Source organism: Stenotrophomonas sp. 10L48 (assembly GCF_056395105.1).
Genome location: NZ_JBFTIX010000012.1, coordinates 1 through 15,411, shown reverse-complemented (window position 1 = coordinate 15,411; position 15,411 = coordinate 1). Strand labels below are relative to the sequence as shown.

The following is a 15,411-nucleotide window of genomic DNA, read 5'->3' as shown; positions in this document are numbered from 1 at the left end:
ACGAGCCGGCACGCATGGACCGTCGACATCTGCAGTACTACGTCGCACTGGCCGAGGAGCTGCATTTCGGGCGCGCCGCGCTGCGCCTGGGCATCGCCACGCCGACGCTGAGCGTTCAGATCCAGCAGATCGAGCGTCGCCTGGGCACCCCCTTGTTCGACCGCAGTAGGCGCGAGGTCACGCTGACCTCTGCCGGTGCGATCTTCCTGGCCGAAGCACGCAACGTGCTGCGCCAGTTCGAGCAGGCAGAGGCCGTGGGCCGCCGCGCTGGTCGCGGGGAAATCGGCAGGATCGAGATCGGCTACGTAGGTTCGGCGGTCCATGCCGGCGCGCTGCAGGAGCAGTTGCAGCGGTTCCGCAGCGCATCGCCCGACGTGGAGCTGAAGGTCGGCGAATGGCCGATGGCCGACCTGCCGGACCTCCTGCTGGACGGTCGCATCGATGTGGTGTTCTGCCGGCTTCCGATGGAGGTGCCCGATGCGCTCGGTTCGCACATCCTGATCGAAGATCAGTTCTGCGTGGCGTTGCCGGCATCGCATGCGCTGGCCCACGCGGGGGTGCCGGTGCAGCCGGCGCTGCTGGCGAAGGAGGCGTTCATCATGCCGGAGCAGCCCGCCGGCACGCTGGAAGTCGCCCGCCGTGGCGGATTCGTGCCGGACATCCGCTCCCGTCCCGGTCATCTTGTCGCGGTGCTCGCGCAGGTCTCGGTGGGCGATGGCGCCGTGGCGATCGTGCCGTCGGTGCTGCAGCGGACGCTGCTGCTGCCAGGCGTGGTGTATCTGCCTATCGCCGGGCCGGTCATCGCCTCGACTATCGCTGCGCTATACCGTGAACAGGAAACATCGCCAGCGGTCCGCCGGCTCATCGAACAGGTGCGGCGTACCCCCTCCCGGCGCACCGACATGCTGCCCTTGCCCTGAGGCCCTGCCGGACGACGTTGCCGGGCTGCCCCGCAATGGCCTTGCTACACTGGCCGCACTCGATCTTCCACCGGATCATCAGATGAACGGGAACGGTCCGCAGACAGTCCGCTGAGCCGCAACAACGGTACGCACGTTGTTGCGGTGATCTTGTCCTGCGATTTCCACGCACTGGGTTGATCACCGCCGGATTCCCTCCTGAGCGGATGTTTCCCCATGTCTGATCGAAAAGCCCTTCGCTGGGCCCATTCCCTGCCGGGCGCCATCGCATTGATGGCTCCCTTCGACCTCCTGGCTTCGCTGGCCATGGATATCTACCTGCCGGTCGTATCGGCCATGCCGCAGGCACTCGGCACGTCGCCGGCCCTCATCCAGTTGACGCTGAGCCTGTACATGCTCGTGCTGGGGCTGGGCCAGCTGATCTTCGGCCCGCTGTCGGACCGGATCGGGCGACGGCCGGTGCTGCTGATGGGCGCGCTGTTGTTCACGCTGGCGTCGTTCGCGCTGGCCGCGTGCAGCGGTGGTGCGGCATTCCTTGCGTGGCGCGGCGTGCAGGCGATTGGGGCGTCGGCCGCACTGGTGGCCACCTTCGCCACGGTGCGCGACGTGTATGCCGACACGGCCGAGGGCGCCACGCTCTATGGCTTGTTTTCCTCGATGTTGGCGTTCGTGCCGGCGCTCGGTCCGATCCTCGGCGCATTGATCGCCTATACGCTGGGCTGGCGGGCCATTTTCATCGCACTGGGTGTGCTGGGACTGCTGGCGGGTGTACGCGCATGCCGCGGCTGGCAGGAGACACGGCCACCGCAGCATGTCCACGCATCGCCAGCCTTCGCGCGCATCCTCGGCAATGCCGGCTTCTGGGCTCATGCATTGGGATTCAGTGCGGCGATGGGCACGTTCTTCGTGTTTTTCTCGATCGCCCCGCGGGTGCTGATGGGGAGGGCCGGCTATTCGCCGATGGGCTTCAGCCTGGCCTTCGCGACGGTGGCGCTGGTGATGATCGTCACCTCGCGCTTCGCTTCCTGGTTCATCGGGCGATGGGGCATTGGCGGCAGCTTCCTGCGTGGGCTGATGGTGATGATCGGCGGCGCGCTGGTCATGGCGATGACGGCGATGCTGCCGCCATCCTTTGCCAGTGTCGTGTTGCCGATGTGGTTGGTGGCCATCGGCATCGTGATGGTGGCTGCGGTGGCGGCCAACGGTGCGCTGCGCGATTTTGCCGATGCCTCCGGCACGGCAGTGGCGCTGTACTACGCCGTGCAGAGCCTGATCGTGGCAACGCTTGGCACGCTGGCGACGCTGCTGCTGCCGGGCGATACGGTCTGGCCGCTGGTGGCCTTTGGGCTGCTGCTGCCGTCGTTGAGCCTGGGTGGCCTGGTGATGCTGCGACGGTAACTGCGCCCACGCCTCCACTTCCTATCCCGCACACGCGGGTAGGGTGATGCGGCCTGGAGTCACCAGGCCTATCAGGGAGTGATATCGATGCGAGCCATCAGGAAAGCGATCGTTGCTGCAGTGTTTGCACTCGCGTGTACCGGTTCGGTGGCGGTGGCCGGTCCGGTCCAGCCGTGCGACTTCCCGTGCTGGAAGGCCTACCAGGCCTGCGTTTCCGGCGGCGGTGATGCCATGGAGTGCCAGTTCGAATACGATCGCTGTGTCATGGACAGGTGTGGCGCCGTCTGAGGCCTGCATACCGTTCGCAATGGGGGGCCCGATCCAGGGGCCCCTTTTCACCTGGCCGCAGGCACGAAGTCCGCGGTCCTGATCGTCTGGAGCCGCAACATGGCCGTCAAACGTGTCGTCGCCAACATCGCCAGTGCCGATCCTGCGCAGGCGGCCGCATTCTACGGCGACATCCTCGGCATGGACATCGTGATGGACCACGGCTGGATCGTCACCTACGGTGGGCAGGGCACTGCGCTGGCACAGCTCAGCGTTGCCAGCGAAGGCGGATCGGGTACCCCGGTGCCGGATCTTTCGATCGAGGTGGATGATCTGGACGACGTGCTCGAACGCCTGCGACACGCGGACATTGCGCTTGAATATGGCCCGGCCGAAGAGCCATGGGGTGTACGTCGCTTCTACGTGCGCGACCCGTTCGGGCGCCTGTTGAACATCCTCGCCCACACCTAGCCAGCGCGCGCCAGCTCAGCGGCGCTTTCCACTGTGCTGGCAGTGCTGAGTGCTGATCGACGTCGGCCGCACCGCCGGTACGCGGCGCAGTGACCGCAGCATGTCAACGTTGTTGACCGCTGTCAGGTTTGTCGGGCATGTCCTGTTGCTGTTGCTGTTGCTGGCGGCTGCTGGCGTGCCGCGCATGGCCGCCCTCACGGCCGATCGCGGCCATGTGTTGGCGGTCCTGGCTGATCGCTTCACCGCCCTTCCGGCCCGCCACCCGGGCCTCGGCCGGGCTGAACTGGTGCGCATTGCCGGATGCGTGGGCAGCACGTCCCCCTTTGGCCGCGATCGCGCGCTGTTTGTCTTCGTCCATCGAGGCAAAGCCACGATTGCTGTTGCCATTGCGTAAGTTGGTCATTACCGGTCTCCGGTGTGAACATGGGTCGCTGCCATCAGTGACGGTCCCATGTTGCACAGTGCAGGCTAAAGACAGGTCGAAGTGGGCTGTACGAGGCTCACATGGCCTGCGCACGCGTTTGACGACCGGTTACCGTGCAGGAAGCGCCGGGCTCTGCAACCGGTCGTCACGGCAGCCACCCGTGGCGCCCTGGCAAGGGAGAGTCCGAGCGGTTGGCCGGAGGTGGATGGCATGCACAATGTCATCGTCTGCTATCGCCGACGCCATCGTGCATGCCTAGAATCAAGCCATCCCGGTAGGTCCCGGGCGCTGTCGAGTGAATGGATTCAATGAAGATTCTGTTGACCGGAAGTTCCGGGCGGATAGGGCGGGCGATCTTCGGCGCGCTGGCCGCTGCCAATGAGGTGGTGGGGCTGGATCGCAGTCCGTTCGCCACCACGCGCGTCATTGCCGATGTCACCGATCGCCGGGCGCTGGAACGTGCCGTGCAGGGGGTCGACGCGGTGATCCATACCGCGGCCCTGCACGCCCCGCACGTGGGCCTGGTGCCTGACGCGGTGTTCCAGCAGATCAACGTGGAGGCCACCGCGAACCTGCTGCAACTGGCGCGCGAGGCCGGCGTGCAGCGCTTCGTGCTGACCAGTACCACGGCGTTGTACGGCCATGCCGTGGTGTCCGGCGGCTGCCGTTGGATCGACGAGGACACCGAGCCGCTGCCGCGCACGATCTACCACCGCACCAAGCTGCAGGCCGAAGCGTTGGCCGAAGCGGCGGCCAGCGCAACGTTCACCGTGCGCGTGCTGCGGATGGCACGTTGCTTCCCCGAGCCGCCTGACCGCATGGCGATGTTCCGCCTGCACCGTGGTATCGACGCGCGCGACGTGGCCAGCGCGCATGCCGCGCTGCTGCACGATGAAGGCGCGGCCTTCCAGCGTTACCTCGCCTGTGCGCCGACGCCCTTCCGGCGCGAGGACTGCCTGCAGCTGGCCGCCGATCCGCGCCAGGTGCTGGCGCGCCGCGCACCGCAGCTGCTGGCCGAGTTCGAGCGCCGTGGCTGGCCACTGCCGCTCAGCATCGATCGGGTCTATGACAGCAGCCGGATGCGTGCAGCGCTGGGCTGGCAGCCACGTTTCGGTCCGGAGGACGTGCTGCAGCAGTACGCCGCGGGCAGCATCGAGGTCCTGCCCCGTGCGGAGTGGATCCGCGACCGCGTCGCCGAATAGCACAGGCGAGCAGCACAGGCCTGGGTCGACGGCCGCAGCTGAGCGGGTTCAGGTTTTGTGCGTGCGGCGAGCCTCAACCTCGCCCGGCCATGGCCGCTAACCCGGTGCGCGCCTTCCCGCGCCGGGTTCCGATCCGGCGGGCAGGCGGCCCGCGCGACGGATCGCGCATCTGCGCGGTGCCCTGGTGGCACCGGTCGACCTGAACTGCCTGCGGATCCTCCCATGTCTTCTTCCCGTTCCGTCGCTGCCCGTCGCCCCGGCAGCATCGCCCACAAGCTGATGCTGGGCACCGCGGTGATCGCGTTGCTGTGCTTCGGCGCGACCGCGTTCCTGATCTATCACCAGGCCAGTTCGGCGCTGGTGTCGTCCTCGCGGCAGACCATGGCCAGCGAAGCCCGTGCCGAGGCGCGGCAGGTGGCTGCCGACCTGGGTACGGCCTTTGCCAGCAACGATGCGATGGTGGAAACCGTGCTGGCCCAGCGTGCGCGCGGTGATGCCCCTGATCGCGCCAGCCTGGCCAATGTCATCGGCGAGCAGCTGCACGCGCACCCGGAATGGCTGGGCAAGAGCACCATGTGGGAGGCCAATGCCTTCGACGGCAAGGACGCCGAGTTCGTCAACAGCGAGGCGCACGACGCCACCGGCCGCTACATGAGCTACTGGGCCTGGCAGGACGGCAAGCCGCAGCAGTCGACGATGACCGACTACACCGAGACGCCCAGCGGCTCGGGCAACTGGTACATGGTGCCCAGCCGCGACAAGCTGCCGCTGGTCAGCGAACCGTATGCCTACGACATCGGCGGCAAGCAGGTGCTGATGAGCACGCTGAGCACGCCGATCGTCGAGAACGGCACCTTCCTCGGTGTCTTCACCGTCGACTTCTCGCTGGACGCGCTGCAGAAGCACCTGGCCACGCTGACGCCGATGGGCGCCGGCCGCGTCGAACTGCTGTCGCCGAAGGGCGTGGTGCTGGCCTCGGCCGATGCTGCCGAGATCGGCAAGCCGCGTACCGATGCCGCCACCCTCGGCATGCTGGCGCAGATCGCCGCCGACAAGACGTACGAAGCGTTCGAGCCCGACGCTGCCGGCAACGTCCGCCTGTACGTGCCGCTGCAGGTGGGTGACGCGCCGCAGCGTTTCGCGCTGGGCGTGGTGGTGCCGCATGCGGTGATCATCGCGCAGGCCCGCGAGCTGCTGTGGATCATCCTGCTGGTGGGTGTGGTGGCTGCGCTGGTGCTCAGTGGCGGTGTCTACCTGCTGCTGCAGCGCCTGGCCGTGCGACCGCTGGCGCAGGCGGTGCGCATCGCCGGCGACGTGGCTGCGGGCAAGCTGGATACCGCCATGCCGGCGCTGGGCAACGATGAAGTGGGCCGCCTGCTGGACGCCATGCAGGGCATGCGTGGCCAGCTGCAGGCAGTGATGGCCGCACAGGCGGAGATGGCGCGCCGCCATGATGCCGGTGAAATCAGCTACCGCATGGATGCCTCGGTGTTCCCGGGCGAATATGGCCGCATGGTGGCCGACAGCAACCAGCTGGTGGCCGACAGCAATGCGGTCACCCAACGCCTGGTCGAGGTGATGCAGCGCTACGCGGTGGGTGACCTGAGCGTGGACATGGAGGCACTGCCGGGCGAAAAGGCGATATTCACCGCTGCCATGGCAACCACCAAGACCAACCTGGCGGCGATCAACGAACAGATCCAGCAGCTGGCCGCTGCGGCGGCGGCAGGTGATTTCGCCGTGCGTGGCGATACCCAGCGCTTCGAGCATGACTTCCGCCGCATGGTGGAAACGCTCAACACCATGATGCAGGTCAGCGACCAGAACCTGGCTGCGCTGTCGACGCTGCTGCGCGCCATCGCCGCCGGTGACCTGAGTACACGGATGGAGGGTGACTTCCACGGCGTGTTCGCGGTGATGCGCGACGATGCCAACAGCACCGTGCAGCAGTTGACCCAGATCGTCGGCCAGATCCAGCAGTCTGCGGCCAGCATCCGCCTGGCCGCAGGCGAGATCGCGTCGGGCAACAGCGACCTGTCACGCCGTACCGAGCAGCAGGCGGCCAACCTGGAAGAGACCGCCGCGTCGATGGAGGAACTGACCTCCACCGTGCGCCAGAACGCCGATCATGCCCTGCAGGCCAACAAGCTGGCGGCCTCGGCCGCAGGCGTTGCCAGCGAAGGCGGGCAGGTGGTCAGCCAGGTGGTGCAGACCATGGAGCAGATCGAGACCTCTTCGCAGCGCATCGCCGAGATCATCTCGGTGATCGACGGCATCGCTTTCCAGACCAACATCCTGGCCCTGAACGCAGCGGTGGAAGCGGCGCGCGCCGGTGAACAGGGCCGTGGCTTTGCGGTGGTCGCCAGCGAAGTGCGCGCGCTGGCACAGCGCTCGGCGGGCGCGGCCAAGGAGATCAAGGAGCTGATCGACGCTTCGGTCGGCCATGTCGGCGCCGGCGCGCAGCTGGTGCACGGTGCGGGCCGCACGATGCAGGAGATCGTCGGCCAGGTCGGCCGGGTCAACGAGATCATGGCCGAGATCTCGGCCGCCTCGCGCGAGCAGTCGGCCGGTATCGAGCAGGTCAACCAGACTGTGGTGCAGATGGACGAGACCACCCAGCAGAATGCTGCGCTGGTGGAAGAAGCCACCGCTGCGGCGCGGGCGATGGAAGAACAGGCCGAGCAGCTGGCGGTGGCGGTGTCCCGCTTCCGCCTGCAGGCCGACACCCGGCCGGCTGCCGCGTTGCGCGCCGCCTGAGCCGGGGCATGAACGACGACGCCCGGCCAAGGCCGGGCGTCGATGTGCCACTGCATACGTGGTGCGCTGGGCTTAGAACATGCCTTCGAAGGGGTTCCAGCTGGTGTTGCCCTTCACCTGTTCCAGGTAGTAGCTGTAGTTGGTGCTCGAGGCGACCAGGAAGTTCATTGCAATGAACAGTGCGCGGGCCACGATGTCCGGCAGCACCAGGCTGACCGCGATCAGCACGATGTTGATGCCGATCACCACCAGCGCCTTGCGCCACATGCCCAGGATGAACAGATAGATCGCGCCGAAGAAGAAGGCGAAGAAGTTCAGGTTGATCTTCAGGCGGTCGCCGAAGGACAGCGCCTTCCAGGCCTGCTTGAAGCCGGGCTCCTTGGGAGCGCCGTGCTGCTGGAAGAAGTTGAAGCGGAACTGCCACTTCGGGCTGAAGCGGGTCAGGTCAACGGTGTTCATGTGTAGGGACTTCCCTGTTAGGAAAACGTTTTCATGATAAGTGAGTCACATTCAGCAAACCAGCTTGGAGCGTCAAAAATGTGACGTTCCTACGGCAAAGGGCTTGCGTCCCGGTGCCGCACCGTCACCCATCCGCCTTGTTTTTAGGATAGGGTGCGCAGTTCCGCTGCTACCCCGGCTGTTTGCGGGTGGCAGCGGTATGTCCATGGAGGTTGCATGACCACACCAGCTACACCGGAAAACGCACCCGGACCGGTGCTCCTGCCGACACCCGAAGTGGTGCAGGCACAACAACTGCTCGCCCGCCAGCAACTGGCGGTGGCGATGGACCGTGCACGCATCGCTGCCAGCCGCGACGCTGCGCCGGCCGTGCTGGAAAACGACTGAGCCTGGGAAACCAGCGGCGATCGCGCTGGCCTGCTGCCAGCGCGATCGCAGTGCGCATCAGAAGCGCGCGGTCATGCTGAGGAAGTAGCTGCGGCCGGCGACGAAGTAGTCGGTAGAGCCGTCGGCGTACAGCTTCTTGTCGGCCAGGTTGCTGACGCCGCCACGCAGGGTCAGCACCTCATTGACGTTCCATGCAGCGGTCAGGTCATACAGCGTATAGGCCTTCAGGAAGGTATTGACCACGCCGGTCTGCTTGCCGGTGTACTGCGCCGACAGGCTGCTGAAGAACGTGGTGTTCGGGGTCCAGTCCAGCGACGAATAGCCTGAGAACTCCGGGGTGTCGATCAGGTTGCGGCCAGTGGTCAGGTTCTTGGCTTCCTTCATCCAGGTCGCCGACGTGCGCCAGCGCCAGTGATCGCCGAAGCGGAAGTTGAGGTTGCCTTCCATGCCGCTGGTGCGCGCGCGCTGCACGTTGCTCATGCGCGTCCACCAGTAGCCGTTGAAGAAGCCCAGCGCTTCATACTCGATCTTGTTCCTGAAGTCGGTATGGAAGTAGGTCAGGCCGGCGTCGACCAGGGCGTTGTCGAAGCTGATGCCGATCTCGCGGTTGGTGCTGGTTTCCGGGTCCAGGTCCGGGTTGCCGGCCATGTAGCAACCGCCGCGGGTATAGCCCAGCGGGATCAGCGAGGTGCAGCCGCGGCCACCGGACTGGGTCGCCGCGCTGGGCGAATTCTCGGTCAGGCTCGGCGCGCGGAAGCCCTTGGACACGCCGCCACGGATCGTCCACTGCTCGCTCGGGTGCCAGACCAGGTAGGCACGCGGACTGACATGGCTGCCGAACTGTTCATGGTGGTCCAGGCGCGCGCCCAGGGTCAGTGCCAGGGTACGGTGCAGCTTCAGCTCGTCTTCGACGAACAGCGCCCAGGTGTCCACTTCCAGGCTGGAGCCGACCACCGGGTTGCCGGCATAGTCCACCGGCGCCTGGCCGATGGTGTCGGTGTTGGTCAACTCCTGGCGCTTCCACTGGCCGCCCACCGCGAACTGGTGGTCCACGCCCAGGGTGAAGGGCGTGCTCAGGCTGCCTTCGATGATCGTATCGGTTGCCTCGGAGCGACCGGTGGCGCCGATGTCGTTCTTGTACTCGGTCCAGTACGCGCTGAGCTTGGAAGTACCGAAATCCCACTTGCCGTCGTGGTTCAGCGCCAGCGAACTGCGCTTGAGCTCACTGGCACCCCAGGCGCCTTCGTCCTGCTTTTCCAGCGCCTGGGCGATGAAGGCCTGCTGCACACCGTGGCCAGCTTCCAGTGACACTTCCTGTGCCTCGCTCAGCTTCCACTGCAGCAGCGCGTCGACATTGCGGTCCTTCTCGCCGGCGTAGGCGTTGCCATACACGCCGCCGTTGGAGCGGTCCGAGTCGCGGCGCATGCTGTTGGCACCGATGCGCAGGCCGAAGCGCTCGCCCAGCGGTCCGGAGAAGGTCGCGCCGATCTGCTGGGTGTCGCCACGGTCGCCATCCTGCGGCCGGGTGTAGCTGTGGGTCGCGCTGCCGTTCCAGCTGTCACCGATGCGCTTGGTGATGATGTTGATCACCCCGCCCATCGCATCCGAGCCATACAGCGAGGACATCGGACCGCGCACCACTTCGATGCGCTCGATCTGGTCGGGGGAAATCCAGTTCAGGTCCTGGCGGCCCAGGTCGGGGCGATAGTTGGTCGAGGCCGAGCTGCCCATGCGCTTGCCGTCCACCAGTACCAGCGTGTAGTTGGACGGCATGCCGCGCAGCTTGATCTTGGACTGCTCACCGGCGGCGCTGAGCCCACCGGTCACGCCCGGAATACGGCTGAGCAGGGTGGCCAGGTCGTGCACCGGCTGGCGTTCGATGTCTTCGCGGCTGATCACGCTGATGCTGGCCGGGGCATCCTTGATCCACTGCTGGTTGCCCGAGGCGGTGACCACCACGGTATCCAGGTCCTTGGTCGAGGCATCGGCGCTGGCTTCAGCGGCGGCGAGGGCAGGCAGGGCCAGCAGGCAGGCGGCGGCCAGGGCGCTGGCCAGGCGGGTGCGCGACAGGCGCGCGGAACGGAGAGGGGACATGACGGCTTCCAAGGGAGAGGAGAGACCCGGTGGAAGCGGCAGGCGCACGCAGACAGCAGGCAGCCACCCCTTCCCTGGGTCGTCGAGCGCGCGGAAGGTCCGGCGCAGCTGGGTGGGTCCGGTGCGCGGAGCGCGGTGACCTGCCTGGTTAACGGAATGATAACCGTTCTCGTTTGTTACGATCCAGTACTTCCCGGGATGAATCGACATTCCCCGGCCGCGCGCGACGGTTCGCCTGCTGACTGCTGAATGGGGAGATTTCCCGGCGTAGACCTTCGCACCCGGCTTACATTCGGGGCCATAGACTGGGCCGCATTTTTCGATTCCGCCCCGTTGGAGATCGTGTGGGTTCTGGTAGTGACAGACAGCGACTGCGCGGCATGACGCCGTGGCAGACAGGACAAGTGCGGACGCCGGGAATGCGGGCCAGGAACCTTGGTGCATGCAGCCTGGCCGGGACGGCTGGTCCTGCGGCCTGCAGGGAGTAGGCGGCCATGGGGAGTGAAACCATCGACACGGAACCGGTCACGGCCGGTCCCGACGCGGGCTGGGCCCTGCTGCCGGCCGAAGCACCGCTGCTGATGCCCGAACAGACGCTCCGGCAAGGCTCGCTGAAGGTCCGGCGCCATCGCACCTCGCCACGCATGATCGGCCTGCGTCGCCTGTACATCCTCGGCGGCACCGTGGCGATGACCGCCGTGGCCACCCGGATGATGTGGCGGGTGCTGTCCGGCAACGGCATCAGCGTGCTGGAGGCCTGCCTGCTGGTGCTGTTCGTCGGCCTGTTCGCCTGGATCGCGCTGTCCTTTGCCAGTGCGGTGGCCGGCTTCCTGACGGCCGTGTTCGACCGGGGCTACCGCCTGGGCATCGATCCGGACAAGCCGCTGCCCACCGTGCACAGCCGCACCGCGCTGCTGATGCCCACCTACAACGAAGACCCGCGCCGGCTGCTGGCCGGCCTGCGCGCGATCTACGAATCGGTGGCGGCCACCGGCCAGTTGCAGCGGTTTGATTTCTTCGTGCTCAGCGATACCCGTCGCGAGGACATCGCGCGGGCCGAAGAACAGGTGTTCGCCGAACTGCGCGAGCTGGTGCCCGATGGGCGTGCGCGACTGTTCTATCGCCGCCGTGGCGACAACAGCGCGCGCAAGGCCGGCAACATCGCCGACTGGGTACGCCGTTTCGGCGGTGCCTACCCGCAGATGCTGATCCTGGATGCCGACAGCCTGATGACCGGTGACAGCATCGTGCGCCTGGTCGCCGGCATGGAGCACAACGCCGACGTCGGCCTGATCCAGACCCTGCCGTCGGTGATCGGCGGCCGCACCCTGTTCTCGCGCATGCAGCAGTTCGGTGGGCGAGTGTACGGGCCGGTGATCGCCCGTGGCGTGGCCTGGTGGCACGGTGCCGAAAGCAATTACTGGGGGCACAACGCGATCATCCGCACCCGTGCCTTCGCCGACCACGCTGGCCTGCCGGAGCTGCCGGGGCGCAAGCCGTTCGGCGGCCACGTGCTCAGCCATGATTTCGTGGAAGCGGCGCTGATGCGCCGTGGTGGCTGGGCCGCGCACATGGTGCCCTACCTGGGCGGCAGCTACGAGGAAGGCCCGCCAACGCTGACCGACCTGCTGGTGCGCGACCGCCGCTGGTGCCAGGGCAACCTGCAGCACGGCAAGGTGGTGGGCAGCCGTGGCCTGCACTGGATCAGCCGCGTGCACATGCTGATCGGCATCGGCCATTACTTCACCGCACCGATGTGGGCGATGCTGATGCTGATCGGCATCGCCATCCCGCTGTTCCAGGAAGGCATCGATTTCAACGCCCTGCTGCACCTGTCGCCCAGCGTGTACTGGCGTGCGCAGGATGAAGAACAGGTGGTGCGCCTGTTCGCCGCCACCATGGCGGTGCTGCTGATGCCCAAGGTGCTGGGTTACTTTGCGATGCTGCTCGATCCGGTTGAACGCCGTGGCTGTGGTGGCGCGATCCGGGCGTTCCTGTCGATGCTGGTGGAAACCGTGCTGGCCGCGCTGATGGCGCCGGTGGTGATGTACGTGCAGTCGCGCGGGGTGGCCGAAGTGCTGTCCGGGCGTGACTCGGGCTGGGATGCACAGCAGCGCGATGACGGTGGCATCTCGTGGATTTCGCTGGTGCGCGGCTACGGCGGCCTGGGCGTGTTTGGCGCCTTCATGGGCGTGCTGGCGTGGGCGGTGTCGCCGTCGCTGGCGGCCTGGATGGCGCCGGTGGTGATCGGCATGGTGCTGGCGGTGCCGGTGGTGGCACTGACCTCGCTGCGCGGGCCGGGCGCCTTCCTGCATCGCCTGGGCCTGCTCGACATTCCCGAAGAGAACATCCCGCCGCCGGTGCTGGTGCGCGCCGCACAGCTGCGCCGGGAAGCGGCCGAGCAACCGCCGCTGTACTGATCGCACCGTGCCAGCGGCATAATGCGGCTCGAACGTACAGGAGCCGCAACATGCTGCAAACGGTGGAACAGGAAACCGGCGCCTCGCCGCAGTGGTCGGTGATCTGGCTGCACGGCCTCGGTGCCGACGGCCATGATTTCGCGCCGATCGTGCCCGAACTGGTGCGTCCGCACTGGCCGGCGCTGCGCTTCGTGTTCCCGCACGCACCGGTGCGGCCGATCACGATCAACAACGGCGTGCCGATGCGTGGCTGGTACGACATCGTCGGCATGGACTTCCGCTCGCGCGCCGACATGGCCGGCGTGCAGGAGTCGGTGGTGCAGCTGGATGCGCTGATCGCCCGTGAGATCGAACGCGGTGTCGCCGCTGATCACATCTTCTTGGCTGGCTTCTCGCAGGGCGGGGCGGTGATCCTCAGCGCCGCGCTGGCACGCACTGCCCCCTTGGCCGGACTGATCGCACTGTCGACCTACCTGCCGGAGGCCGAAAGCGCGTCGCGCGTTGATGGTGCGGTGGATGTGCCGGTGTTCATGGCCCACGGCAGCAGCGATCCGGTGATCCCGCAGGCGGTGGCCGCGCACAGCGCCGAGACGTTGCGCACGCTTGGGCTGAACGTGCAGTGGCATAGCTACCCGATGGCCCACCAGGTCTGCGCCGAGGAAATCGACGCGCTGGGCGACTGGCTGCAGGCACGCCTGGGCGTCGCCTGACCCATGGCCGCGAGCGCTGCCACCCCGTGGATGCCGGAACTGTGCCGTTTGCCGCGGTTGGCAGCGATGCTCGGCCTGGCCGAACTGGTGGTGGTGGTGCTGGCGCTGGCGCCCGATGGCAGCCGCCACTGGACGATGGGGGAACTGGCCTCGGCCAGCGGTTTCGCGCTGTGGCTGGCGCTGGCGGTCACCGCCAGCCTGTGCCTGCTGCGGCAGGCCCTGTCGAAGCTGCCGGAACTGCTGGGCGCCGTCGCCGCCGTTGGCCTGGCTGCGCTGATCGCCATCCTGTGCGCGGGCATCATCCATGCCCTGTATGGCGTGCTGGGCGACAACTTCGCGCGCGGCATCGGCTTCTGGCGCTTCACCCTGGGCAGCGCGGCCACCACGGCGCTGATCACCGCGTTGGCGCTGCGCTACTTCTATGTCAGCGACCGCTGGGCGGCGCAGGTACAGGCCAATGCCCGCGCGCAGGCCGACGCCCTGCAGGCGCGCATCCGCCCGCACTTCCTGTTCAACAGCATGAACCTGATCGCCAGCCTGCTGCATCGCGACCCAGCGGTGGCCGAGCGTGCCGTGCTCGACCTGTCCGATCTGTTCCGCGCCGCACTGGGTGCCGGCGAGGGCGATTCGACCCTGCGCGATGAGTGCGAACTGGCCGAACGCTATCTGTCGATTGAATCACTGCGCCTGGGCGACCGCCTGCGGGTGCATTGGCAGCGCGATGAACCCCTGCCCTGGGACCTGCCGATGCCGCGGCTGGTGCTGCAGCCGCTGGTGGAAAACGCGGTGCTGCACGGCATCTCGCGCCTGCCCGAAGGCGGCACCATCGAGCTGCATCTGGCCTGTGTGGGCAGCGAGCTGCAGATCCGCGTACGCAATCCTGCACCGGATCCGCAGGTGCCCGGGCTGGCCCTGGCCCAGGGAGCGGGCCACGCCCAGCACAGCATCGGCCATCGCCTGAGCTGGCGCTTCGGCCGCGCCGCGCGGATGACGGCTGGCTGGAGCGAGGGCTACTATGCCTGCCAGGTGACAGTGCCGATCCAGTGAGGGGACGATCGTGAGGGTAGTCATCGCCGATGACGAACCGCTGGCGCGCGAGCGCCTGCGCAGCCTGTTGGCCGCGCAGGAAGGGGTGGACGTAGTGGCCGAGGCCGGCAACGGCGAGCAGGCCCTGCACGCGTGCGCCGAACTGCAGCCGGACCTGGTGCTGCTGGATATCGCCATGCCCGGCCTGGACGGCCTGGAAGCGGCCCGCCACCTGGCCAGTTTCGAGCCCAGGCCGGCGGTGGTGTTCTGCACCGCCTACGATGCGCACGCGCTGTCGGCGTTCGAGGCAGCGGCCATCGATTACCTGATGAAGCCGGTGCGCGCCGAGCGGCTGGCAGCGGCGATCGCGCGTGCCCGCACCTTCCTGGCCGGCCGTGACGGGCAACCCCAGCACACCGGCGGCCAGGCCCGCAGCATGCTGTGTGCCCGCCTGCGCGGCAGCCTGCGATTGATTCCGCTGGACGATATCCACTATCTGCAGGCCGAAGAAAAGTACGTGGTGGTGCATCACGCGCGTGGCGAGGACCTGATCGAGGAATCGTTGAAGTCGCTGGAGGAGGAGTTCGCCAGCCGCTTCGTGCGCATCCATCGCAACTGCCTGGTGGCGCGCCACGAGCTGGTGGAGCTGCGGCGTGGCAGTGGTGGTCAGGTGCAGGCGGTGCTGCGGCATGGCAAGCAGCCGCTGGAAGTGAGTCGGCGCTGCGTGGCGACGCTGAAGCAGGAATTGCGGCATCTGTAGGTTTTCCGCGCGGCCTGCGGCCGCGACTGCTTCGAAATCAACAGCAACAGCAACAGCAACAGCGGGTTGGTCGGCTCTGTGTTGTTGCCTGTTGGGTGAGGCGGGATGGGCGGGCG

14 protein-coding genes are annotated in these 15,411 nt (G+C 67.1%); 11 read left to right on the top strand and 3 right to left on the bottom strand.

Going from position 1 to position 15,411, the window contains the following annotated elements; all coding sequences use genetic code 11:
- Positions 1 to 14 precede the first annotated feature (14 nt).
- The 4 genes from AC1DCU_RS17605 (at position 15) to AC1DCU_RS17590 (ending at position 3,056) form a co-directional block, all read left to right on the top strand.
- The gene (locus tag AC1DCU_RS17605) at positions 15 to 920 is read left to right on the top strand and encodes a LysR substrate-binding domain-containing protein (RefSeq protein ID WP_032976702.1); all 906 of its coding nucleotides are present in this window, start codon (positions 15 to 17) and stop codon (positions 918 to 920) included.
- Between the two features lie 216 nt (positions 921 to 1,136).
- Complete coding sequence (gene cml, locus AC1DCU_RS17600; protein WP_478013601.1) at positions 1,137 to 2,318, top strand: CmlA/FloR family chloramphenicol efflux MFS transporter; 1,182 nt, start codon at positions 1,137 to 1,139, stop codon at positions 2,316 to 2,318.
- 87 nt (positions 2,319 to 2,405) lie between these two features.
- Positions 2,406 to 2,606 (top strand): hypothetical protein, encoded by a 201-nt coding sequence (locus AC1DCU_RS17595; protein WP_032976704.1) that lies wholly within the window; start codon positions 2,406 to 2,408, stop codon positions 2,604 to 2,606.
- 99 nt (positions 2,607 to 2,705) lie between these two features.
- Positions 2,706 to 3,056: a VOC family protein gene (locus tag AC1DCU_RS17590; RefSeq protein ID WP_032976705.1), complete on the top strand. Its 351-nt coding sequence runs from the start codon at positions 2,706 to 2,708 to the stop codon at positions 3,054 to 3,056.
- A 103-nt stretch (positions 3,057 to 3,159) separates the two neighbouring features.
- On the opposite strand, the gene AC1DCU_RS17585 is transcribed toward AC1DCU_RS17590, so the two are convergent.
- Positions 3,160 to 3,459, bottom strand: coding sequence for a KGG domain-containing protein (locus AC1DCU_RS17585; RefSeq protein WP_282279400.1), 300 nt, complete (start codon positions 3,457 to 3,459; stop codon positions 3,160 to 3,162).
- A gap of 329 nt (positions 3,460 to 3,788) precedes the next feature.
- Between AC1DCU_RS17585 and AC1DCU_RS17580 the strand changes: the two genes are divergently transcribed.
- Entirely contained in the window at positions 3,789 to 4,682 is an 894-nt protein-coding gene (locus tag AC1DCU_RS17580) for an NAD-dependent epimerase/dehydratase family protein (RefSeq protein ID WP_032976707.1), read from the top strand.
- A gap of 222 nt (positions 4,683 to 4,904) precedes the next feature.
- Entirely contained in the window at positions 4,905 to 7,439 is a 2,535-nt protein-coding gene (locus AC1DCU_RS17575; RefSeq protein ID WP_032976708.1) for a methyl-accepting chemotaxis protein, read from the top strand.
- A gap of 72 nt (positions 7,440 to 7,511) precedes the next feature.
- Here the strand turns inward: AC1DCU_RS17575 and AC1DCU_RS17570 are convergent, their stop codons facing one another.
- Entirely contained in the window at positions 7,512 to 7,898 is a 387-nt protein-coding gene (locus AC1DCU_RS17570) for a DUF2628 domain-containing protein (RefSeq protein ID WP_025879013.1), read from the bottom strand.
- 216 nt (positions 7,899 to 8,114) lie between these two features.
- On the opposite strand from AC1DCU_RS17570, the gene AC1DCU_RS17565 reads away from it, so the two are divergent.
- Positions 8,115 to 8,285: a hypothetical protein gene (locus AC1DCU_RS17565; protein ID WP_162887695.1), complete on the top strand. Its 171-nt coding sequence runs from the start codon at positions 8,115 to 8,117 to the stop codon at positions 8,283 to 8,285.
- A 57-nt stretch (positions 8,286 to 8,342) separates the two neighbouring features.
- On the opposite strand, the gene AC1DCU_RS17560 is transcribed toward AC1DCU_RS17565, so the two are convergent.
- Entirely contained in the window at positions 8,343 to 10,379 is a 2,037-nt protein-coding gene (locus AC1DCU_RS17560) for a TonB-dependent receptor domain-containing protein (protein ID WP_478013600.1), read from the bottom strand.
- Between the two features lie 494 nt (positions 10,380 to 10,873).
- On the opposite strand from AC1DCU_RS17560, the gene mdoH reads away from it, so the two are divergent.
- Genes mdoH through AC1DCU_RS17540 form a run of 4 tightly spaced genes read left to right on the top strand, consistent with a single transcriptional unit; the run spans position 10,874 to position 15,295 of the window.
- Positions 10,874 to 12,799 carry a glucans biosynthesis glucosyltransferase MdoH gene (gene mdoH / locus AC1DCU_RS17555; RefSeq protein WP_051585049.1) on the top strand — a complete coding sequence of 642 codons (1,926 nt, stop codon included), beginning with the start codon at positions 10,874 to 10,876 and terminating at the stop codon, positions 12,797 to 12,799.
- A gap of 50 nt (positions 12,800 to 12,849) precedes the next feature.
- Positions 12,850 to 13,509, top strand: a complete 660-nt coding sequence (locus AC1DCU_RS17550; protein WP_032976711.1) for an alpha/beta hydrolase — start codon at positions 12,850 to 12,852, stop codon at positions 13,507 to 13,509.
- 30 nt (positions 13,510 to 13,539) lie between these two features.
- Positions 13,540 to 14,556: a sensor histidine kinase gene (locus tag AC1DCU_RS17545; protein ID WP_080277664.1), complete on the top strand. Its 1,017-nt coding sequence runs from the start codon at positions 13,540 to 13,542 to the stop codon at positions 14,554 to 14,556.
- Positions 14,557 to 14,566: 10 nt separating this feature from the next.
- Positions 14,567 to 15,295 carry a LytR/AlgR family response regulator transcription factor gene (locus AC1DCU_RS17540; RefSeq protein ID WP_025879008.1) on the top strand — a complete coding sequence of 243 codons (729 nt, stop codon included), beginning with the start codon at positions 14,567 to 14,569 and terminating at the stop codon, positions 15,293 to 15,295.
- Positions 15,296 to 15,411 lie beyond the last annotated feature (116 nt).